At 57.5% G+C, this 21,464-nt stretch carries 16 protein-coding genes, 2 tRNA genes and 3 pseudogenes; 14 read left to right on the forward strand and 7 right to left on the reverse strand.

Translation table 11 applies throughout. The annotated features are described in order from the left end of the window. The first annotated feature begins 7 nt into the window (after window positions 1-7). Entirely contained in the window at window positions 8-706 is a 699-nt protein-coding gene (locus F3J20_RS12055) for a DUF4400 domain-containing protein (RefSeq protein WP_167283469.1), read from the forward strand. 55 nt (window positions 707-761) lie between these two features. After that, window positions 762-1,208 carry an SET domain-containing protein-lysine N-methyltransferase gene (locus F3J20_RS12060; protein WP_167283507.1) on the forward strand — a complete coding sequence of 149 codons (447 nt, stop codon included), beginning with the start codon at window positions 762-764 and terminating at the stop codon, window positions 1,206-1,208. A gap of 15 nt (window positions 1,209-1,223) precedes the next feature. Here the strand turns inward: F3J20_RS12060 and F3J20_RS12065 are convergent, their stop codons facing one another. Next, window positions 1,224-1,436 carry an AlpA family transcriptional regulator gene (locus F3J20_RS12065; RefSeq protein WP_167283470.1) on the reverse strand — a complete coding sequence of 71 codons (213 nt, stop codon included), beginning with the start codon at window positions 1,434-1,436 and terminating at the stop codon, window positions 1,224-1,226. Between the two features lie 307 nt (window positions 1,437-1,743). Between F3J20_RS12065 and F3J20_RS12070 the strand changes: the two are divergent. Both F3J20_RS12070 and F3J20_RS12075 read left to right on the forward strand, forming a co-directional pair. Then, window positions 1,744-1,946 (forward strand): annotated as a pseudogene (locus F3J20_RS12070) (LysR family transcriptional regulator); the annotation flags it as partial. A gap of 128 nt (window positions 1,947-2,074) precedes the next feature. Beyond that, window positions 2,075-2,272 (forward strand): annotated as a pseudogene (locus tag F3J20_RS12075) (transposase); the annotation flags it as partial. 143 nt (window positions 2,273-2,415) lie between these two features. Here F3J20_RS12075 and F3J20_RS12080 read toward each other — a convergent pair. Beyond that, window positions 2,416-3,666: a flavin-dependent oxidoreductase gene (locus tag F3J20_RS12080; RefSeq protein ID WP_167283471.1), complete on the reverse strand. Its 1,251-nt coding sequence runs from the start codon at window positions 3,664-3,666 to the stop codon at window positions 2,416-2,418. A gap of 185 nt (window positions 3,667-3,851) precedes the next feature. Between F3J20_RS12080 and F3J20_RS12085 the strand changes: the two genes are divergently transcribed. From F3J20_RS12085 to F3J20_RS12115, 7 genes and pseudogenes are all read left to right on the forward strand, one after another. Further along, entirely contained in the window at window positions 3,852-4,355 is a 504-nt protein-coding gene (locus F3J20_RS12085; protein ID WP_167283472.1) for a MarR family transcriptional regulator, read from the forward strand. A gap of 344 nt (window positions 4,356-4,699) precedes the next feature. Then, entirely contained in the window at window positions 4,700-6,058 is a 1,359-nt protein-coding gene (locus F3J20_RS12090; protein WP_167283473.1) for an MFS transporter, read from the forward strand. Window positions 6,059-6,144: 86 nt separating this feature from the next. Continuing rightward, the gene (gene gtdA, locus F3J20_RS12095) at window positions 6,145-7,191 is read left to right on the forward strand and encodes a gentisate 1,2-dioxygenase (RefSeq protein WP_167283474.1); all 1,047 of its coding nucleotides are present in this window, start codon (window positions 6,145-6,147) and stop codon (window positions 7,189-7,191) included. A 75-nt stretch (window positions 7,192-7,266) separates the two neighbouring features. Beyond that, complete coding sequence (locus tag F3J20_RS12100) at window positions 7,267-7,965, forward strand: fumarylacetoacetate hydrolase family protein (protein ID WP_167283475.1); 699 nt, start codon at window positions 7,267-7,269, stop codon at window positions 7,963-7,965. A gap of 33 nt (window positions 7,966-7,998) precedes the next feature. Continuing rightward, window positions 7,999-8,640 (forward strand): maleylacetoacetate isomerase, encoded by a 642-nt coding sequence (maiA, locus tag F3J20_RS12105; protein WP_167283476.1) that lies wholly within the window; start codon window positions 7,999-8,001, stop codon window positions 8,638-8,640. A gap of 292 nt (window positions 8,641-8,932) precedes the next feature. After that, the gene (locus tag F3J20_RS12110) at window positions 8,933-10,030 is read left to right on the forward strand and encodes a porin (protein WP_167283477.1); all 1,098 of its coding nucleotides are present in this window, start codon (window positions 8,933-8,935) and stop codon (window positions 10,028-10,030) included. A 137-nt stretch (window positions 10,031-10,167) separates the two neighbouring features. Beyond that, window positions 10,168-10,818: pseudogene (locus F3J20_RS12115) on the forward strand (transposase). A gap of 15 nt (window positions 10,819-10,833) precedes the next feature. Here the strand turns inward: F3J20_RS12115 and F3J20_RS12120 are convergent. Next, window positions 10,834-11,651, reverse strand: a protein-coding gene (locus tag F3J20_RS12120) for an IS5 family transposase (protein WP_167283478.1) whose coding sequence is annotated in 2 segments (ribosomal slippage) — window positions 10,834-11,303 and window positions 11,303-11,651 — 819 coding nt in all. Because the reading frame shifts where the segments join, the coding sequence is not laid out codon by codon here. Between the two features lie 1,294 nt (window positions 11,652-12,945). Continuing rightward, window positions 12,946-14,670 carry a carboxylesterase family protein gene (locus F3J20_RS12135; protein ID WP_167283479.1) on the reverse strand — a complete coding sequence of 575 codons (1,725 nt, stop codon included), beginning with the start codon at window positions 14,668-14,670 and terminating at the stop codon, window positions 12,946-12,948. A gap of 460 nt (window positions 14,671-15,130) precedes the next feature. On the opposite strand from F3J20_RS12135, the gene F3J20_RS12140 reads away from it, so the two are divergent. Both F3J20_RS12140 and F3J20_RS12145 read left to right on the forward strand, forming a co-directional pair. Next, entirely contained in the window at window positions 15,131-16,075 is a 945-nt protein-coding gene (locus tag F3J20_RS12140) for a LysR family transcriptional regulator (RefSeq protein ID WP_240162770.1), read from the forward strand. Between the two features lie 152 nt (window positions 16,076-16,227). Further along, on the forward strand, window positions 16,228-16,494 hold the full coding sequence (locus F3J20_RS12145) for a hypothetical protein (RefSeq protein WP_167283480.1): 267 nt from the start codon (window positions 16,228-16,230) through the stop codon (window positions 16,492-16,494). 88 nt (window positions 16,495-16,582) lie between these two features. On the opposite strand, the gene F3J20_RS12150 is transcribed toward F3J20_RS12145, so the two are convergent. From F3J20_RS12150 to F3J20_RS12160, 3 genes are all read right to left on the reverse strand, one after another. Continuing rightward, window positions 16,583-17,875 carry an integrase arm-type DNA-binding domain-containing protein gene (locus F3J20_RS12150; protein WP_167283481.1) on the reverse strand — a complete coding sequence of 431 codons (1,293 nt, stop codon included), beginning with the start codon at window positions 17,873-17,875 and terminating at the stop codon, window positions 16,583-16,585. 163 nt (window positions 17,876-18,038) lie between these two features. Beyond that, a tRNA-Leu gene (locus F3J20_RS12155) sits at window positions 18,039-18,125 on the reverse strand. Window positions 18,126-18,349: 224 nt separating this feature from the next. Further along, window positions 18,350-18,436: transfer RNA gene (locus F3J20_RS12160), tRNA-Leu, on the reverse strand. Between the two features lie 374 nt (window positions 18,437-18,810). Between F3J20_RS12160 and rnr the strand changes: the two genes are divergently transcribed. Continuing rightward, a complete protein-coding gene (gene rnr, locus F3J20_RS12165) occupies window positions 18,811-21,306 on the forward strand; it encodes a ribonuclease R (protein WP_167283482.1) in 2,496 nt (831 codons plus the stop codon). Window positions 21,307-21,464 lie beyond the last annotated feature (158 nt).

Below are 21,464 nucleotides of genomic sequence, written 5' to 3' on the forward strand. Positions count from 1 at the left end.
AGCGGGCATGAACGCGACGCGTCGGGATAATAACGCGGATGGCGTGAAGTCGTTCTTCTGGATCGTCGACCTGGCGATCCATGCGTTCCTGTGGCTGCTGCTGGCATCGCTCCTGTCGGTGCTGGCCGATATCGCGGCAGCCCATTTTTTCTGGCGGGACGATCCGGTGGGTGGGATCGAGGCGCTGCTCCGTTACTACCTGGAACAGGCATCGGATCGCGAACTCGCAAGGTGTGCCGCAGACCTCGCGTACTGGAGCTGGTTCGGCTGGACGGGTGTCGATGCCTCCGCGCGTGCCTGGCAGGCCGGGGCATTACCGGCTGAGGGCCTCGGCTCCATGCTGCGGCCCGCATTTACCGGATCAACACGCGAGGTGTTGATCGTGGCCATGGTCGGAATGAAGCTGTTCGGCATTCGCGTCTCGATGCTGCTGATGACGATCCCGCAGTTTGTGCTGGCGATCGCTATCGCACTCACAGATGGGCTGGTGACGCGCCACATCAGGCGGGCACAGGGTGGCCACGAGTCTGCGACCCGCTATCACCGTGCAAAACACGTGCTTGCATTCGGCGTGATTCCGTTGACGGCCACCGTTTGGCTGGTGGTACCGTTGCCTCTGCCGGTGTATCTCCTGTTCTGGCCGGTGTCTATGTTGATGCTGCTCGCGGTATGGAACATGGCCAAGTACTTCAAGAAATACACATAGGCAGTAAGGGCCCCCTATACTTCGCTTCAACAATGGAAGAGGGGAAAGACAGTTGATGCAGCGACGTGTGGTGGTTCGGCGTTCGCCCGTGCACGGGCGAGGCGTATTCGCGCTTCAGGCGCTCGAACCCGGCGAGCGGATTCTCGAATACAAGGGTGATCTGATCAGATGGCAAACAGCGGTCAGGCAGCACCGGAAGTCGGGCGTGTCTGGTCACACTTACTTCTTCGGGCTATCTGACGGACGCGTGATTGATGGCGGCCAACGGGGAAACAGCGCGCGATGGCTCAATCACTCGTGCGATGCGAATTGCGAGGCCATCGAGATCGGCGATCGCGTATTCATTCACGCGTCGGTCGTGATTTTGCCCGGCGATGAACTGTTCCTCGATTACCAACTGGTCACAGACGAACCGGCCGACGACGAGATCAGGCTGGGCTATGTCTGTCGATGCGGCGCTCCCGGATGCAGGGGAACGATGCTGGCGGTCGATGAGCCGTAATTCCAGCAGCGGGAATCAGTGACTTCGGTGGAGCGTCCGTCCCGCTTGCTCTCTCGCCGCTGATCGCCTGGCAAGCCATGCTTCCAGTTCGGACTCACGCCATCCGGTCGCACGCTCACCGATGCGTATAGGGCGCGGGAATTCTCCGCGGCTGATCATCGAATAGATGGTGGCTCGACAGAGGCCGATTTTCTTGACGACGTCCTTCATCCGCATTATCTGGTCCATTTCGCACGACTCCGGGATGCCCTAGTCATGTTCGATTATCCATAGAGGCCGTCTCGCCGCAATGGATGTACCAAATCAGCATCGTGATGGAACAGGTGGAACAATGAGCTTGCTGAACGTATCGATCGCGCCTTGTGACAGTTCGGATTTACACTTTGTTACCGCTTCGTTGAGCAGAGCTCGGGATAAAGACGTCTCAAACAGATCCGGTTGACAGGGCTGAACGACACGAAGGCCTGCGGCGTCTTCAGCCGCAGGGAACGCTTCAGCGAGAGGCGTTTTGCACGGCGGATTGTGGTCGCATCGGCCGTTACTTCCGGAATACCCGGACATCAAGCTGGAGTTCGACGCAAATTACGGATTCCGCGACATCGTGGCGGACCGGTTCGACGCGGGCGTGCGTCTCGGGAGCGACATCGACAGGGACATGATCGCGGTGCCGATCGGGCCGCCGATGCGTCTGGCGGTGGTGGCGTCGCCCATGTATCTTGCGGTGCACCCGCACCGAGAACGCCGAACGGCCTTACCGGGCACCCATGCATCATGGTCGAGCATCTGCACACAGGTGCTGTGATTGCTGACAAAGGCTACGACTCGGATGCCTTCGTGAACACCATCCACCTGCGCGTGCGAAGGCCGTTATCCCGCCGCGCTCGAATCGAAAGACCAAGCGACGATACAGCCGCCTGCTGTATCGAACTCGGAACATCGTCGAACGCTTCTTCAATCGCATCAAACATTTTCGTCGCGTCTTCACTCGTTACGACAAGCTCGCCCGCAACTATCTCGCCTTCGCGGTGCTTGCCTGCGCCTTTGGGCCGCTCGTGAGAATGTGAACAGGATCTAGTCAAGGTTTGTGTATGGTGAATACGTTTCTGAGACGACTTGATGTGGTCAGGCCTGATTTAGCCTCGCTGGCCGATCCGCGAAATATTGCACCACCACGAACTGCATGCGAGGAGTAATGTCGTTGCGCGTGTCACTCGGCTCCGAGCCCTTCCACGGTATAGCCTGCGACTTCCTTGTAACTTGCAGTGATACTTTGCAACTCCACTTCATCAATGATGCCCGAAAGTGACGAGAATGGTTGACCGTTCGTCCTCTCATGAACGATCTGCAAGATCTTGTCTGGCGGCGCCTTCCGGTTGGTGAGTACGACGTCACCCGTTGCCTTGACGCGCTCCTTGTCATAAGCCAGAAGCGCGTCCGGTCCAACGCCAAGTTCGACGAGATATGCGCAGAGCACATCTGCATCCACGATTGCCTGACCTGCGCCGTTGGAGCCGCGAGGCACCATGGGATGCGCGGCGTCGCCGAGCAAGGTCAAACGGCCAAAGGTCCAGCGAGGGAGTGGATCCTGATCAACCATGGGAAATTGCAGTATCCCGCTCGTTGCCTCGATCATTGCTGCGACATCGAGCCAGTCGAAGTGCCAGTCTTTGAATGCCGGAAAGAAGTCGTCCAGACGGCCAGCACCATTCCAGTCGCGGCGAGCCGGTTGCGGCGAATCGAGTTCCGCAACCCAGTTCACCAGTTGCCGACCCTGTTCATCTACATTGTCCCTAATGGGGTAGATTACCATCTTGCCGACACCCGGTACCAGTGCACCCGCGCGTACCATGGTTGCGCCGCTCAGGAAGGGCTTCCAATGAACCGCGCCACGCCACATGTTAACGCCAGAGTATCTGGGCATGCCTTCATTCGGGTAAAACTGTTTGCGAAGGGCCGAATGAAGGCCGTCGCATGATATTGCGACTGAGGCCTTTACCGTATAGGAGTTCTCATTTGAATCGACGAAGCTGACGGAGGCTTCAGTATCCGAACTCGTCGCACCAACGCATCGCCGATCAAGCACGATGGCGTCAGGGCCGAGACGTTCCTGCACCGCATCGAGCAGAGCGAGCTGGAGATCGCCACGATGAATCGAGAACTGAGGCGTGCTATAGCCTGCTGCCGTTCCTGCCGGTTCGCGATAGATGAGTTGCCCATGCCGATTGAAGAATGCCGCTTCTTCGGTTGTAACCCCGAGTTTGCCTAGAGGGTCATTCAGGCCGAGACGTCCCAGCACGCGTGTCGCGTGTGGCAAAACGTTAATCCCTACACCCAACGGACGAATTTCCTGAACTGATTCATAAACCCGGCAACTAATGCCAGCTTCATGCAACGCAAGCGCCAGTGTCAGTCCACCGATGCCGGCACCGATCACCAACACTTCACATTCTTTCGACATCCCAGCCTCCTGCACCTGCGTGCAATTAAGAATTTCCGTAATAATTGACAGACGTCTGTCTAATATTATGGCCCAAAACGCTGACTGTCAATCATGCAAATGAATATAGTCGGGGTGACAGAAGAAGGGGCGGCCGAGCTGAGCTAAAATCGATTGGGATAAACTTTCTCGAGTCCTGACCGGGTATGGTAAAAAAGAACACTCTTCAGTCCCCTTCTAACCTCCTGCTGGACGAACTGTACCGCCGTCCGGGTTTCCTTATTCGGAGGGCACATCAGATCGCGATGCATATGTTCATCGAGGCATGTGGGCCTCTCGATCTCACGCCTAGCCAGTACGGTGCGTTGTACATCCTGAATCTGGTTGGTCCAGTCAGTCAGATCGGCGTCTCCCGCCTCATTGGCCTCGACCGTTCGACCACGGCGCTCGTAATCAAACTGCTCACCGAGCGCGGCCTCGTGATGAAATCCCCCAGTCCGATCGATGCGCGCAAAGTCGAAATTCTGATAACTGCTGAGGGGAAAAAGGTGCTTCGGCAAGCCTCCGCACTGGCCGAAAGCGAGAAGCAGTCACTTCTCGCGCCATTCTCTGGAGAGGAAAGCCGTATATTTCTCTCGCTGCTGGACAAGTTCGTCAGCTATCACAATGCAAATACGCGCGTTACTATCGCGGGATCGATCGATTCGTAGCATCCAGCTCCTAGCACCAGAGATTATCGATACTTCCTCGGTCCAATCGATCATGCAACGGGAGCTGGCGCCTCAACGTCACTCCTGCAGAGCCTCCACTCAATACATCAAACTCCATAGCAGCTAGCACCTAGTTTGCGCGACTCCTCGGGTAAACCTTGGTGCATATCATTTGACAGACGTCTGTCTAAATGACAAGATTCGAACGTCGATCATTAGGCATGTCACATATGGCTGACATTGCCTGCTTCGAATGATGAGAACCATACGTTATCCGAAGCGAATGAAGAGATCGAAATCAAATGGTATGAGAAAACGCACCTGATCGCGTTACTGGAGACCTGATGCAATACGTTGATATCACACGGCTTGTCGATGAAGGGCCGTTCGGAAGGACACGCTTTCTTGTCGCGCTACTTTGCTGTCTTGCTGTCTTTACCGATGGATTCGATACCCAGGCTATCGGCTACATTGCACCAGCCTTGGTCTCCGAATGGCACATAGCGAAGCCAGTACTTGCCCCGGTATTTGCATCGAGCCTGATCGGACTGATGTTCGGTGCATTGATCTTCGGCCCCTTTTCCGATCGGAAGGGACGCAAAACCGCGTTGATCATCAGCGTCGCCATATTCGGCATGTTCTCTTTGCTCACCGCAACCGTGAATTCCGTCGAAGCGCTTCTCGCGATGCGTTTTCTCACTGGTCTGGGTCTTGGCGGCGTAATGCCGAATGCAGTCGCACTTACTTCTGAGTACGCACCTGCGCGTATCCGCAGCACCGTCGTGATGTGCATGTTCTGCGGTTTCTCACTGGGAGCCGCGCTGGGTGGAATCGCAGCCGGTGCACTGATCGACGAATTGGGTTGGCGCAGTGTGCTGATCGTCGGCGGGCTCACCCCTCTTGTCCTCGTGCCGCTGCTGCTGATTTACCTGCCAGAGTCGCTTGATTTCATGGTAGCGAAATGCGTCCCGCGTACGCGAATCGAGGCGGCGATCGCGCGCATTGCTCCGGAAACCGTGCTCACGCCGGACGCAAACTTTATTCGTCATACGACAGACCTGCCTGTATCGTCCGTAGCCCAGCTTTTTTCAAACGGGCGCGCAGCAACCACTTTGATGTTCTGGCTCATTTTCTTTATGAGTCTCCTGCAGCTTTATCTGTTCTCCAGCTGGCTACCGATTCTGCTCCACGAGAGCGGTCTTACTGTCAGCGCAGCGGTTACGACGAGCAGTTTCTTTCAGATCGGTGGTACGGCAGGAACATTGCTGCTCGGGCGCTTCATTGACCGACTCCGCCCCTTCATCATGTTGTCGGTTGTGTATCTGGGAGCGGCGGCTTCGGTCGTGCTACTTGGTTTGAGCGTGCGGGGCGGATACGTGGCATCGGCGCTCGCGATCCTGGCCGCGGGATTCTGCATCGTTGGTGGTCAGATTGCCGCCAACGCACTCGCCGCTCGCACTTACCCCACCGCGATTCGGGCAACCGGCGTAGGTTGGGCTTTCGGTGTCGGACGACTGGGTTCAATCGTCGGGCCACTCCTTGGTGGCGCACTGCTCGCGCTCAAGTGGGATCCCGCACACGTGTTCATTCTCGGATGCATTCCAGCTCTCGTCGCCAGCGTTGCTGCCATGGTGCTTCATTCGCGCAGTGCGATACATGACGCAGCGCCGGCGCAAGAGACATTGCAGTCGCGAAATATCTGAATGACCTCGACTCCAGTGGGCGTTACCGATCTGTCTTACGTGACGGGTAGTGCGTGCGAACCACGAAGCACCAAAAGGAAATGTACATGACGATCAATCATCCCGTCACATCACGCGTGACTTATTACGAGAAGATCGCGCGCAGCGACATGGCTCCGCTTTGGGAGTCGCTGCACAACCTCGTACCAAAGTCACCGCAACCGAAAGCGTGCCCTGCAATCTGGAAGTACTCGCAGGTGCGCGACCTCGTGATGCAGGCAGGTGACGTGATCAGCGCCGAAGAAGCCGTACGTCGGGTACTTGTGCTCGAAAATCCGGGTCTTCCTGGGAAGTCCAGCATGACCCCAAATCTATACGCTGGGTTGCAATTAATTCTACCTGGAGAGATTGCGCCGAGCCATCGGCATACGCAATCGGCTTTGCGCTTCATCGTCGAAGGGAAAGGGGCGTGGACGGCCGTCAATGGCGAGCGTACGACGATGCATCCCGGCGACTTCATCATTACGCCATCGTGGACGTGGCATGACCACGGCAATCTCTCGATCGAAGACGGCGGTGAGCCGGTCGTGTGGCTCGACGGCCTTGATATTCCGCTTGTGGCGCAGATGGACGCCGGCTTTGCCGAAAATTATCCCGAGTCTACGCAGCCGGTTGCCCGTCCGGAGGGTGATAGCTTTGCACGCTTCGGGCACAACATGGTACCAGTACGGCATCGCGTGTCCGATCCTACTTCGCCAATCTTCAGCTATCCCTATGAGCGCAGCCGCGCGGCGCTTGAGGCATTGTACCGCGGTGGCGAACTGGACCAGTGGGATGGGGTGAAACTCCGCTACGTTAATCCTGCGACGGGAGGCTGGCCCATGCCTACCATCGCGACGTTCATGCAGTACCTGCCTGCCGGCTTCGAGGGACGCACCTACCGCAGCACAGATGCAACGGTCTATTGCGTCGTCGAAGGAAAAGGCTCCGTGAAGATTGGCGAAGACAAATTTACCTTCGAACCGCACGATGTGTTCGTCACGCCATCGTGGGTACCAGTGCAATTGTCAGCATCGGCGGAAAGCGTGCTTTTCAGTTATTCGGATCGCCCGGTTCTTGCCGCGCTGAATCTGCTGCGCGAAGAACGCAGCTAAGGCTTCCTGATTTCGTTGCAGTGCGTCGCAGCAACGGTTGCGTTCCATTTTTCCATCTATTCAAGCGATTCCATCATGTCATTTGTTTTCCCCCCCGAAACACCTGTCGCTGTTCCTGTTGCCGGAAGCGACGCTCAATTCGCCGTGCGCCGAGTGTATTGTGTGGGCCGAAACTACGCCGCGCATGCGCGCGAAATGGGCTTCGATCCAGATCGCGAGCCGCCGTTCTTTTTCTGCAAGCCCACCGATGCGGTTGTGCCCGTCGCTTATGGCGAAACGCTCGATCTCGCGTATCCGTCGCAAACGCAGAACTACCACTACGAGGCAGAACTCGTCGCGGTAATCGGCAAGAGCGGTGCAGATATTTCCGTTGAACAGGCAAACGACTACGTGTGGGGGTATGCCGTCGGGCTCGACATGACACGCCGCGATTTGCAGATGAAGATGCGCGAAATGGGGCGTCCGTGGGAAATCGGCAAGGCATTCGACCGCTCCGCTCCAATGGGCCCGATCCACCCCGCGAGCACGGTGGGGCATTTCGAAAAAGCAGCGCTGTGGCTAACCGTCAATGGCGAGACCAAACAGACGAGCGATGTTTCGCACCTTATCTGGTCGGTTGCCGAGACAGTGGCTTATCTGTCGAAATTCTTTCGTCTCGAGCCGGGCGATGTAATTTTCACCGGAACGCCGGAAGGAGTGGGAGCGGTAGGGACAGGCGACACTATGAAGGTCGGTGTCGACCGACTTGGCGAGCTTACGGTGCGCGTCGTTTAACGGCACACTCTGATACTGAAGGGACATCGCGTCGTGCAACTTTACAGCTTCTTCAACAGTTCGACCTCGTATCGCGTCCGCATCGCGCTTGCCCTCAAGGGGCTCGCATACGCGACGCGGCCCGTCAACATCAGAGTCGGCGAGCATCGAGCGGCGGACTATGTGACCAACACGAATCCATCGGCATCGGTGCCTGCTCTGGTCGATGAGGATTTTAGGCTCGGCCAGTCCATCGCGATCATCGATTATCTGGACCACCTGCATCCTGAACCGCGTTTGATTCCGATCGAGGTGCACATGCGTGCTCGTGTGCTCGAGTTGGCGATGCTGGTTTCCTGCGACATGCATCCGATTAACAACCTGCGCGTGCTGCGCTATCTGGATACGGAGTTGAACATCACACCGCAGCAAAAAAGCGCATGGTATCGACACTGGATTGCCGAAGGGATGATAGGCGTCGAGCGACTTCTTGAGCACAGCAACTCCGGACCTTGGTGCTTCGGCGAACAGCCGACGCTCGCCGATGTGTGCCTCGTGCCACAGGTTGCTAACGCGTTGCGCATGGGTTGCGATTTGAGCGCGTTTCCACGAAGCCTGGCGGTGTATTCGCAAGCCGCCGAGCATCCTGCGTTTATACGCGCCTCACCCGCAATGCAGCCTGACTATGTTGAGTAGGAGCCATCTGGCGGATCGCTGGACGGAAAGACGATCCCGCAGGTGCCATCAGGTATGACGGATCCGCATCACGCAGATTGACGAACTAAACGATTGACTCGCGTGCCCACGCGGTGGAGTTGCCATTAGCGGGCAAGCCGTTTCGCGCGAATAACAGGTAGCGTAATCCGAAGTCGGAAAGATTTCGAGATAACGTCGGGAAAGCTGGGAAGTCTACGCGTCATCCCTCGCGTGATGACAGTTAGTGAAAGTTTATTTCGCAGTACAAAAAAATTACAGGAGGAAATATCCAATGAAGAACCAGTCTTCCACGTGGTCGTTCAAGGCATTTCTTGCGTGTGGCATCGGATTTTGCGGCGTAGCACATGCACAATCATCCGTTACGCTGTACGGCATTGTCGATTCGGGGGTTACGTTCGCTAACCATAGCGCGGTGCCGCAAGGATCGTCGGGAACGCAGTTCGCCCTCGGCACAGGTAATCGTCAAAATTCACGCTGGGGCTTTACCGGAAAGGAAGACCTGGGTAACGGTTTGCGCGCGATTTTCACCCTTGAATCTGGCATGGCAATGAATACGGGCGCGTTGCAGCAAGGCGGGCGCCTGTTTGGTCGTCAGGCGTTTGTCGGCCTGGAATCGAACAGCTACGGCGCGCTGATGTTCGGTCGTCAGCAGGTACCCATGTATCGCTACGGCCTCGCGCTCGATCCGTTGAATTATTCGAGTTTCGGTTTCTCTGCTCAGGATGCACAGTTCGTTGGCCGCGCGGATAATGCGGTGTCGTATCTTGGTCACTACGGTCCGTTCGAACTGAACGCGCTATACAGCTTTGGCTACGAAGCTGTTGCAGCTAGTGTGCCGGTGCCTGGTGCGTTTCGTGTTGGCAAGCAATTTGACATCGGTGCCCGCTACGTTCAGGGACCGCTCAACCTGACTTTCACGTATGAACAGCGGCAAGGTTTGGCTGTCGCATCTGCTGACAACAGTGAGCGTCGTTATCTGCTTGGCGGTTCGTACAAGATCGACAAAGCGACGCTATATGGCGGCTACGAATTGTTGTTGAACGATATCAAGACGACGCTCGTCGCCTCACCGCCGCAGTACATGGCATTTGCGGGCATACGCTATCTGGTAACCCCAGCGTTCGATGTGGCAGCCGCATCTTATTATCATTCGTATCGCGACGTTTCCGCGCACGCACTCAGTACTGGTGTCAATGCGGATTACTGGCTGTCAAAGCGTACAGCGCTGTACATCAACATCATCTACGTCATCAACAGTTCAAAAGCCGCGATGAGCGCGACGGGCTGGGGCACGCCAATCGCAACAACAACCACTGCCACTGGCGCGAACCAGTTGGCGGCTGCGATCGGTGTGATGCACAAGTTCTGAGAGAGAGCATTTGAAAATTGGCTCTGGATGTGGTGTAAATCATGCCTCGGTTGAATTTCGAGTGGATGGTATCGTCATAGGTTCTGCATAAACAAGACGAAGGCAGGTCACGCTCAGCAAGCTGCTCGAAGCCACAATTGGGTGTGAGGGATCAATGGTCCTTAAGCGGCGTCGATTTTGACGTGGCCGCCAAGAGGCTGACCGTCCAGATCGACGTCACGGCTGGAAGCAGCTTCACACATACTGAGATGACTGGCGTGCATCCCGTGCGTGACACCATCGTCAAGCGTTATCGGCACCTGAACTTCTTCGAGCACGATTGTTACCTCGAAGTCCGAGCGCTGCGCATCAAGCCCGGAGCTCGAAAGCCTGTATTGACCGCTGCTCAAAGACCGCGACCGGCTGAGCGTGGCCCAGCCGGTCAACCTCGATTCGCAGGTCGCCGACGTCACGACCAAGCGTACCGTTCGCGCCTAGCTCTATCGCGAGCAATTGCGAGACGCCCTTGATCGCAAGTAGATCAATGTTGTCAGTGAGATGCTAGATCAACGGTGTGCCAACGTGATGTGCCCCAAGGTTGAACCCACGAAGGTGGTTGCAAACATGACGGTATCGTTACATGGACCCAGACGCACCAAACCAACGGCTTTCTGGAAGCACTCCACGGCTTGTTCCACGTGGCCAAGCGACGCATTCGTGGCTACGTAAACCTCGAAACCATGCGCACAGTTCTGTTCCTGGCCGCCGGTAAACTCGAGTCCGCGTCGATCAATCCGTACGCCGCTTGAGGCTTAGAGACGGTTTCACAAAGACTGTTGAGCTCGCTGAAGAGTGTTCCAGCAGATCAGGCAACAGCCGAGCTTGAGAAACGCTTCGTGAATGTCGGCGCGACGTTCGAAGCGAATACGCAGACGGCGGAAATTGTGCAACCAGGCATGTGTGCGTTCGACGACCCAACGGATCTTTCCAAGGCCACTGCGGTGGGGGCGGCCGCGTCGCGCGATGCTGGTGGGAATACTGCGCTCGTGAAGCATGCGTCGGTATTTGTCGTGGTCGTAACCCCGGTCCGCGTAAACGCGGCCGGGACGGCTCGGAGGCCTCCCATGCACGCCGCCACTCGGTACGATGGCCTCAATCAGCGGAACAAGCTGGGTGACGTCGTTACGATTGGCGCCAGTCAGGATTGCCGCGATCGGTGTTCCGTGGGCGTCGGTGGCCAGGTGGTGCTTGGATCCGGGTCGTGCTCGATCGGTGGGATTCGGGCCAGTTTTTCGCCCGCCCCAACTGCGCGAATCGACGACGAGTCGACGATCACGCGCGAGAAATCGATCTTGTCGACCGTCCTCAACTTCGCCAGGAGCACTACGTGCAATCGATCCCATACACCGGCTTGCTGCCAATCGCGTAGCCTGCGCCAACAACTGACGCCGGAGCCGCACCCCATCTCCGCTGGCAAATCTCGCCAGCGGATACCCGTCTTCAGCACGAACAAGATGACGGTCAGCGCAGCCCGATCCGGTACTGGTTTGCGGCCCGGATACTTGAAGCGCCGTGGCTTCGCTGGTGGTAGCAGTGACTCGATCAGTGCCCACAGTTCGTCGTCGATGATTGGTTGGCCCATCTCCTCGATTCTGTGGATACGACGATCGAGGTTAACAGGTTCCGTTATGGGTTAACAGCCTCTATGAACTCTTTTTGAAACTGTCTCTTAAGCGTTCCTCATGAATGTTGACGAGCTCGGATCCGATGGACGCGTAAGTCGCCTGCATAGTTGAAGTTCGATTTTCGCTCGCGTTTCGGATGTTAATTCGCGAGGCCTGCCATGCTACGATTATCGAATCGCACCAGTCGTAGCGGATGGCATGGTGGGCGCTGGAGGACACGATCGCCGGCATGTTCGGCTAACGGAATCCATTTCACAGGCCACTCGTTAATCGCTTGCGCGAAAATCGCGGCCGTTCAGTTCACACCCAGCAGATAATTTTGTACGATCTGTGTAACGTATGCCGAAGTCATCGGTAACCGCCTCAATTGTTTTGGATACCAATGCGCCGGTCGCTGCCGGACGCAATTGGCTAATATGTCGTTCTTTGCGACGGCAAGATTGAAAACGAGAAGACAATAGAGGACGTTCGCACTTCCGTCCATCGTAAGCGACTCAACTGGACCGTTCGTCCATTCGTGTGTGCGAGAGATATGATGGTGAACTGGAGTTGCCGGTTGCTCAGCAGGATTCGACAGCTTGGCTGGCGTCTGCAGGTTGTTGGCTACACGTCCGGGCAGGAGTTCGCTGATGCAATTGATTTTGTGAGCGGTAATGTGAGTTAGTACATAGTCCAAATAGACACGTGGATCAATGTCATTTCGTGTACAAGGTAAGCGGATTTGACGGAGGACCATTCCAGACATGTGAAGGGAATCGTTTGGCCGATGCCTGACCACAACTGTTCCAGTACTATGTCAAAACGCTGGCGTAATCTGGTATCCAGAAATTCGTTTGTCTCGACTTCTTCTCAAGCTAGGCTCGCTCGTCCGTTTGCTATTTTCCCGCCATCTTTCTTGAGCACTGGTCATGACGTAAGCCAGGTTACTAGGTTTCGTGGCTGAGAAGTGGATAATTGCAAGGTCCGCCGGACGCTTACAGTGAGGCGGCTTTGATTTACTGACCAGCTTCTTCGACGTGTCGAGGAAGCTGGGTCGCGCGGGGCGACCCACGGATCGAGCTGGATCAAAGGAGAAGCGGAGACCCTGAATATTTGGACGAGGCCGTAACGTTTTTGCGAGGAGCATTGTCGCACCTACGCTATCCTAATGGATGGAGCTACCCTCACACGTCGCCGACGCGCCCGAGCGTACCAGTCGCAGCTTCAGTTAGCATTTCGAGTGCAAGCTGACGGCGACGTGAGAGAGGAGTACTAGTACGATTGTCCACTGGCAGGTTTGGTAGCCCAGTAGTCGCAGTGATGTGCAGTCGTAATGTCGACGTTTGGTCGGATGGGCGTTGCGAATTGCATTCCCGTGCCGCCGCCGGCACTCACACTGGCCCAATTGGGAAGAGTTCCTCCATTGGGATCACCATTTGCGGCGAAGTTCTGAAGGTACTGTCGCATGGTTGAGGACAGGGCCAGATTTGATGCCGTGCGTTCCGTGCTTCCGAACTGACTGAACCAGTAGGGATTATCAGCCGAATGGAAATTCCCCCAAGGTCCGTAGAACGGGAGAACAGGGCCGGGGTAACTCGCAGAACCATCGGGAATGATCTGTGCCTGATTCTGCTCCGCGAACTCGTATCGCCAGATTGACGCGGAGTATTTCGAAAGGTTTGCCGCGTCGATCATCGTTCCGCAATACCAGGCATAGTCTCCAACCGCTTCAGTTGCGGCATGGGTGGGATTCACGAAGTTGCCTGACGGGTACAACTGCTGGACATCAGACGGCGTCGTGACTGGCGACACGGAATTGAGGAGTGTCGCAACAGTAGTCGCATAGTTAGCATCCGTGAGTGGTGCCGATGCGTAGTTCTTCGCCAACAGGCTCCGTTCGTTGTGCATGCCGCCAAAAATGATTGGCATCTTGTTGAAGCGGCCAGCAGCGAAAGAGTCCGATGTCGACTCGACCAAGAAATGCCCATCGATGATGGGTTGCCAGCCACTTCCGCCTGTCGATGCATGGGTTCCCGCCCGAAGAGTTGCAAACGGGATCTTGCGAAGGCAGTCGAGAACTGACGAGTCTGTGCCCGGACATCCGAGTGCGGTGGCATCTTTCACGCCTTGCTGCTCGGCTGAGGCAAGAGGGATATCGAGCCGCACTGGTCCATTACTGATCACCAAAGCTTTCTGGAACAGTCCAGCAGATGACGGCGACGCTAGGTGCGTGGTCACCGACATTCCACCAGCCGACTGGCCAAAGACGGTCACATTCGAAGGGTCACCTCCGAATGCCGCAATATTCGCCTGAACCCACTTCATTGCGGCCTGTTGGTCGAGCAGGCCAAAGTCAGTGGCTGCGGCCGGGTTGGCGGCGGTCAGTGCGGGGTGGGCAAAGAAGCCAAGCCCAGCCAGTCGGTAGTTGATCGTTACCAAGACGAAACGATTTTCCTTTGCTAAGGCGGTACCGTCCCAGATCCCTCCGGAACCGTTGGCGAACCCCCCTCCGTGAATCCAGAACAACACGGGGGTCTTTGCGCCAGCAACCACATCAGCTGGCTTCCACACGTTCAGGTAGAGGCAATCCTCCTGTACGGCACAGCCGGCGTTGGGAGCACTGGCGGCCAGCGTAGAGCTACGCTGTGCGGCAGGTTGCGGCGCTTGAAAGCGCAGCGCTCCAACCGGAGGGGCCGCGTATGGAATACCCTGAAACGATATAACGCCGTTCGCAGCCGTGCCGGTGACTTCACCTTGCTGTGTCATCGCAATGGTCGGGTCAGGCGCCTGGGAAGCAGCTTGCGAACCAATATCTCCTCCTCCGCAGGCCGTGAGAGACAAAAATGCGCAGCTCGCCAGCGCGGACGAAAGGCGAACAGAGAAACCACATCCACTTTTGAAAGGGAGGGAAGCGGTGAATCGGGCATTGCCCGAAGCACGAATGCTGCGGCGAATTGATGTCATTAAGGAATGTCTCCGTGATTTAGCCTCTTTCAAGGCTGAGTGCGGCAGGTTGCAACTGATGCCAACGGCTGCTCCCGCTCCAATGATTTGTCTACTACGCGGTCACCCGCAGAGGCTCTGAATCCCCCTTGGCACAGGAATTCATGCAGTGTGATATCAGCCTCGTCACGCTATTGAAACGATTCTGATTGCATCAAGCAAGCGGAACTTTCTGATGAATTCTTCAGATACACTGATAAATGAATTCGAGGGAGATGTTCTGAGACTCAGCTCATACAGCTGACCTCGGACGAGTGTCGGGTTTACAGTTGCACGAAACCGGAAGCAAGCTTTGATATTGAACTGAGACTCTGATTCCGATAATTCGTGGTACCTGTTCGTGGTTCGCTCCGCTCAAACGCTGGAAGCGAAAACTCATGAACACCGAAAGAGGCCTACGGCAGATTTTTTGAGTCATGTTTGGCGCGTAGGCCCTATGATGGAGATTATTCAAATGTCGCTGATGAACGTTCAACCGAGACAATTGCATGCTTTCCTGGAAGTTTGTAGACTGCAGAGCTTTTCGAAGGCTGCCGAGAAGATTCCAATGTCGCAGTCCGGCATTAGCATGCTCATCAGGGATCTCGAGACAACCATTGGCGCGCGCCTGTTCGATCGAACAACCAGATTGGTCGTACCCACCGACGCTGGTAGAAAGCTCCAAGTCGCCGCTAAGCAGATCTTGCTCGACTACGCAGACCTCGAAGAGTCTCTTGCGGGTACTCGTGTCGAGCGCACATCCAGACTCTCGCTAGCGGCCACTCCGATGGTGTCTGCCAATCTTCTGCCTGCGACATTGAATGACTTTCGGAGCAGTCACCCGGGAGTGAAGGTCGAACTGGAAGATGTGGAGATGACAGGCGTTCGTCAAGCAGTCCTGGAGGGGCACGTCGACATCGGCTTGGGTTTCTTTATCAGGCCGGCAGTCGGATTGGGCAGAACGCCCATCTGCAAGTTCAAACTGATGTTGATCAGTCCGGTTCAATCGTTCGGCTCGTCAGTATCTGGTCGTGCGGGGCTAGGACAGTCTCGAAACTGGAATAGCCTGTCAGGATTGGATTTGATTAGCCTACCGCCCGACAACCCGATTCAGTACTTGATCGAGACCCACTTGAAGCGGATCAATCGGGCCAATGAGAGACGCCCGACCATGAACTTCATAGGAACCTTAGTGGGGATGGTTGAAGCCGGACTCGGGAATGCCATTATTCCATCTTTTGCGCTTCCAGAATGCTTGAGGCGGCAAGTGATGGTATCGATGCTTGTCGAACCTTCCGTCAGCATCGATTTAATCGGTGCCACACGTCGGGGTGTCGAGCCGAAGGCTATCGCATCCGAATTTACCCAGGTGCTCAGGAGCACCGCAGCGAGAATGGTGGCGAAGCCCGCGTCTCCGTAGAGCACGAATGGAGGTCGCGCAATTTTTCGATGTATGTGTCATGGGCGGGCCGCTGTGTGCGGGGTCAGATTGAGGCCTTAGTTTTCGCATTGTTGGATGATCATGCCCATCGCGATGGATTCGCTGAATCAACTTGTTGCCGAGCCTGAAAGTTGGTGATTGCGCTGGGAGGGTCGCCAGCGACCATCACCGTTCTTGACGAACCCCGTACTGCGCCCGTTGGTCGGCCTGAGCGGGTTCGTGGCTCTGAGGAACTCTGGAGGGACGCTGTCTTCGCTGGCTTGGCCGCCTCGAATGAGGTCAAGCGTCAGGTCAATGAGTTCTGCATCGACATGCCTGACCGCGCGATGTCCGAGGTGGTGGCACGCCTGAACGAGCTTTTCCAATACATTGATTTCTACTGCTCGCTTTTGGGTTAGCATCGGCGGAAAAATGCGGCCAGTTTCCCCTGGGTCAGATTTTGCTTGGTGCTATTAACAATCGAACGCTTACGTGACGGCCGGTGCTTTAGGCTGCAATCTCATCAGTTTCGTTGTGAGGTGGCGGAGTTGATGCTAACTGATGAGGGAGCATTCTATTGACCCGGCGGGCAAACGTTGCCTGTTGGATTGGAGACATCCCGTTTTTCAGCCCGTCGAGATAATCCGCATACCACTGCATCATCGCGCGACGTTGTCGGAGATATTTTGCGTGGTTATAGTCGCCTGCGATGCCTCCTTCAAGGTGCGACAACTGAGTTTCGACATGGTCTTTTTTCCAGCCGTGATCGCGAAGGAGAGTGCTCGCGGTATGGCGGGTGCCGTGGCCAACCATACGGCCCTTGTAGCCAATCTTCGAGAACACGAGGTTGATGGTGTTTTCGCTGATGACTTCGTTCTTCGTTCCGATACCTGGAAAGAGGTAGCGGTGGCGCCCGGTCAGCTTCTTGAGTTCACGCAACGCACTAACCAGTTGCGAGGGCAGGGGCGTGACGTACAGACGCCGCATCTTCATCTTCTCTGCCGATATCGTCCACAGGGCGGAGTCCAGATCCACTTCAGCCCATTCCGCGTAGCGCACCATGCCGGGTCGGCTGGCCGTCCAAGTCGTCATCCAGGCTGCGGTGTAGGAAATGAGGCGACTGGTTGATTTCTCGAGCGAGCGAAGAAATTCGGGGAGTTCAGGTTCGAGCAGGTGTGGGTACGATTTAGACCTCGGTGCCGCTTGCGCGATGATTTTCAATTCTGAGGCAGGGTTGAATTCACAGCGCCCCTCAGCGATGGCCTGGCTGAAAATCTCACGCAACCAGCCCCGGGCTTTCTTCGACACGTTCAGGGCATCCCGTTTCTCGAAGCGCTCCTGGACGCGAGCGCAGTCTCCACGGGTAATGTCCTGGAGCATCATCGAACCGAGCACGGGCAGGATGTCCTTGTCGAGGTACGCACGCATCTTGCCAAGCGTTGAGCTTGCGCGACCAGCAACCTCTTTGCGCTTGTACCACCGCTCGGCAGCCGAACGAAAGAGCTTCTCCTCGTCAGTTTCCTTCGAGAGCTTTTTTGCTGTGCGTCGATGCTGGCCTGGATCGGTGCCGTGCGCCAGTTGTGTGCGAGCCGTAGAAGTGAGTTCGCGGGCATCCTGAAGCGAAAGCGCCGGATAGGTGCCGAAGGAGATGCGCCGCTGTTTCCCGGCGAAGCTGTACCGGAAATGCCAGCATTTAGGGCCGTCGGTGGGCACAAAAAGGAACAGGCCGCGTCCGTCCTTGAGCGTGTGGTCACGGCTGGCAGGCTTGGCCAGCTGGACCTGTCGGGCAGTCAGAAGCATGGTAGTACATCCAGTCAGCTCGAACTTTCGATGTACTGCCCAGTGTACTACTTTGACACGCGCTTCAACTGGATCAGGATGGACCGCAAAAAGCAAAAACCCCGCTGCGATAAGGCTTTGCGGGGTCTTGCTGGACTGCGTTGTACTACCTTGAACAGCTTTGTGGTGCCCAGGAGAGGACTCGAACCTCCACGGTGTTGCCACCGCTAGGACCTGAACCTAGTGCGTCTACCAATTCCGCCACCTGGGCACGTCTTCAAGCTAGACCGCTATTTTAGCGTGACGATCAAGTTTGTCAATCCCTGCTTCAAACAAACTTTCCTGTCCGCCCGGTCGAATCGCGCAGCGAAGTTGCTTTCGCGACCGATCCCCCGTCCTGCTCATCCGGCCGACTGATCGTAAAACAGCCTGTCGGACTACCGGGTCTTACACAAAAAAGTAGAGCCGCCCAGAAGGCGGCTCTACTTTTGAATCTGGTGCCCAGGAGAGGACTCGAACCTCCACAGTGTTGCCACCGCTAGGACCTGAACCTAGTGCGTCTACCAATTTCGCCACCTGGGCAGGTGATGAACAGCAAAGAACGCCATTATAGCGACCGATTCAGGTCTGTCAAGCATCGCACCAAAGTCGATTGAAGCCCGGCGCAAGCTGTCGCGCCATGTCCGGCAGAGGTCGCAGACGCCCCGCTTGGCGCGCGGCACGGGTGTTAGAATGCCTCGCAGTACTGCGTTGGCCTCTGTCGTTCGTTGGCATATCGGCAGGGCCTCGAGCGGGAGCCGGCGCTTCGCCGTCTCCGGTGAGTTTGCAACGCAGTCGCAGTAGAGCACGGCAGGCGCAACAACCGATGCAACGAGAGGCGCTGTGCAGTTGCAGCTTGCAACCGAGCGCATATCGCAAACGTCTAACAGGCCGGGCCCTCACGTCGGCCGACGTCCATGCAACGAGAAAAAATCATCGACAAGCCCTTGAGCAAATTTCCGTATCCGATTCCAAGCCGCGAAGAAATCCTCGGCGTGCTGCGCACGAGTGAAACGCCGCTTGCCGCGAACGACATCGCCGAAGCCTTGTCGATCAAGCGCCAGGAGCGCGAAGGATTTTTCAAGCGTCTCGGCGCGATGGAGCGCGACGGCCAGATCCGGCTCGATCAGCGCAACCTCTATCAACTCACCCATCCGTCGAACTTCGTCGCGGGCCGCGTGCAGGGTCATCGCGACGGCTACGGCTTCCTGATTCGCGACGACGGCCAGGACGACCTGTTCCTGCCCAACGGCGAAATGCAAAAGGTCATGCACAACGACCGCGTGCTCGCGCGCATCGTCGGCTATGACCGGCGCGGGCGCCCGGAAGGGCACATCGTCGAGGTCACTGACCGCGCCAACAAGCGCGTGATCGGGCGTCTGCTCAACGAGAACGGTGCGCTGATCGTCGCGCCCGAAGACAAGCGCATCGGCCACGACATCCTGATCACGCAGAACACCAAGAAGGCCAAGGTCGGCCAGGTCGTGGTGGTCGAGCTGACCGATTTCCCGAGCCGTCATTCGCAGCCGCTCGGCCGCGTGGTCGAAGTGCTCGGCGATATCGACGACCCCGGCATGGAAATCGAAATCGCGGTGCGCAAGTACGGCGTGCCGCACGAGTTCGGCGAGGCCGCGCTCGACGAAGCCGCGCGCCTGCCCGACGAAGTGCGTCCGGCCGACGTTCATCATCGCGTCGATCTGCGTGACGTGCCGCTCGTCACGATCGACGGCGAAGACGCGCGCGACTTCGACGACGCGGTCTATTGCGAGCCGGTCAAGGTCGGTCGTGGCGACGGTTTCCGCCTGATCGTCGCGATCGCTGACGTGTCGCACTACGTGCATCCGAAGAGCGGGCTCGACACCGACGCGATCGAGCGCAGCACCTCGGTGTATTTCCCGCGCCGCGTGATTCCGATGCTGCCGGAGAAGCTGTCGAACGGGCTGTGCTCGCTCAATCCGCAAGTGGACCGCTGCGTGCTCGTGTGCGACATGATCGTCACCGCGCGCGGCGACGTGAAGGCCTACCAGTTCTATCCCGGCGTGATGCATTCGGCCGCGCGGCTCACTTATACGGAAGTCGCCGCGGTGCTGAAGAACACCAAGGGCCCCGAGGCGACGCGCCGCGCTACGCTGCTGCCGCAATTGCAGAATCTGTACGGCGTGTACAAGGCGTTGTTCGCGGCGCGCCAGAAACGCGGCGCGATCGACTTCGATACGACCGAGACGTACATCGTCTGCAATGCGCAGGGCAAGATCGAGCAGATCGTGCCGCGCACGCGCAACGACGCGCATAAGCTGATCGAGGAATGCATGCTGGCCGCGAACGTGTGCGCGGCCGACTTCCTCAAGCGCAACAAACATCCTGGCCTGTTCCGCGTGCATGCGGGACCGAGCGCGGAAAAGCTCGAGAATCTGCGTACGTTCCTGCGCGGCATGGGCCTGACGCTCGGCGGCGGCGACACGCCGCACGCGAGCGATTACGCGGCGCTGATGGCGCAGATCCGCGACCGGCCCGACGCGCCGATGCTGCAGACGATGCTGCTGCGCTCGATGCAGCAGGCGGTCTACAGCCCCGACAACATCGGCCACTTCGGTCTCGCGTACGAGGCCTATGCGCACTTCACGAGCCCGATTCGCCGTTACCCGGACCTGCTCACGCATCGCGCGATCTACGCGATTCTGCAGGGCCGTAAGTATCAGCCCGAGCCGCCGCACGGCGTCGAACTCAATACCGCGCTCTCGCCGCGTGCCCGCGCGATGCAGCAGGCCGACGAGGAAAAGCGCGGCACCCGCGCGCGGGCGAACAACGTCGCGATCTGGGAGGAACTCGGTCTGCACTGCTCGGCGAACGAGCGTCGCGCGGACGAAGCATCGCGCGACGTCGAAGCCTGGCTCAAGTGCTATTTCATGCGCGACAAGCTCGGCGAAGAGTATGGCGGCATGGTCAACGGCGTGACGTCGTTCGGCATCTTCGTGCAGCTCGATTCGCTGTTTATCGAAGGTCTCGTGCATGTGACCGAACTCGGTTCGGACTACTTCCAGTACGACGAGATCAAGAACGAGCTGCGTGGTGAGCGTACCGGTATTCGTTATCGCCTGTCGGATCGCGTGCGTGTGCAGGTGAGCCGCGTCGATCTCGACGCGCGCAAGATCGACTTCCGCCTCGTGCGCGACACGCCGATCAAGCCGCCCGCGTCGCGCGGCGCATCGGCCGACCGCAGCGAAGGCGGCGGGCCGCGCGTACGTGCATTGCCGGCAGAGGACAACGGCGTGCCGGTGCCGGGTCCGCGGCGCAAGAAGGCCGCGCCGGCGCAGAGCGCGGCGATCAAGGAAGCGCGCGCGGCGCGCGGCGCGGCGAAGAAGCGTAGCGCCGCGACGAAGGCGACGTCGAAGCAGGCACGCAAGAAGCGCTGAGGTCGTCGCAGTGTCCGGGCCGCGCGCAGCGGGCACGTGAAGCGTGCCGGTTGCGCGCGGTCTGCATTTGGGCGGGCAGCGGTTTGGGCGGCTGAAGTGCGAGGCGCAACAACGCCGTACGCGCGGTGGCGCGCGTGCACACTACGCAGTACGACCTC

It is taken from the genome of Paraburkholderia sp. Cy-641 (genome assembly GCF_011752945.1).
Classification (GTDB): domain Bacteria; phylum Pseudomonadota; class Gammaproteobacteria; order Burkholderiales; family Burkholderiaceae; genus Paraburkholderia.

What these genes read in the sequence shown, in the direction of transcription:
- F3J20_RS12100 (WP_167283475.1), top strand. Translation starts at nt 7,267, where the DNA reads ATGTCATTTGTTTTCCCCCCCGAAACACCTGTCGCTGTTCCTGTTGCC.
- F3J20_RS12055 (WP_167283469.1), top strand. Translation starts at nt 8, where the DNA reads ATGAACGCGACGCGTCGGGATAATAACGCGGATGGCGTGAAGTCGTTC.
- F3J20_RS12060 (WP_167283507.1), top strand. Translation starts at nt 762, where the DNA reads ATGCAGCGACGTGTGGTGGTTCGGCGTTCGCCCGTGCACGGGCGAGGC.
- F3J20_RS12110 (WP_167283477.1), top strand. Translation starts at nt 8,933, where the DNA reads ATGAAGAACCAGTCTTCCACGTGGTCGTTCAAGGCATTTCTTGCGTGT.
- F3J20_RS12150 (WP_167283481.1), bottom strand. Translation starts at nt 17,875, where the DNA reads ATGCTTCTGACTGCCCGACAGGTCCAGCTGGCCAAGCCTGCCAGCCGT.
- gtdA (WP_167283474.1), top strand. Translation starts at nt 6,145, where the DNA reads ATGACGATCAATCATCCCGTCACATCACGCGTGACTTATTACGAGAAG.
- rnr (WP_167283482.1), top strand. Translation starts at nt 18,811, where the DNA reads ATGCAACGAGAAAAAATCATCGACAAGCCCTTGAGCAAATTTCCGTAT.
- F3J20_RS12140 (WP_240162770.1), top strand. Translation starts at nt 15,131, where the DNA reads ATGTCGCTGATGAACGTTCAACCGAGACAATTGCATGCTTTCCTGGAA.
- F3J20_RS12065 (WP_167283470.1), bottom strand. Translation starts at nt 1,436, where the DNA reads ATGGACCAGATAATGCGGATGAAGGACGTCGTCAAGAAAATCGGCCTC.
- F3J20_RS12090 (WP_167283473.1), top strand. Translation starts at nt 4,700, where the DNA reads ATGCAATACGTTGATATCACACGGCTTGTCGATGAAGGGCCGTTCGGA.
- F3J20_RS12080 (WP_167283471.1), bottom strand. Translation starts at nt 3,666, where the DNA reads ATGTCGAAAGAATGTGAAGTGTTGGTGATCGGTGCCGGCATCGGTGGA.
- F3J20_RS12085 (WP_167283472.1), top strand. Translation starts at nt 3,852, where the DNA reads ATGGTAAAAAAGAACACTCTTCAGTCCCCTTCTAACCTCCTGCTGGAC.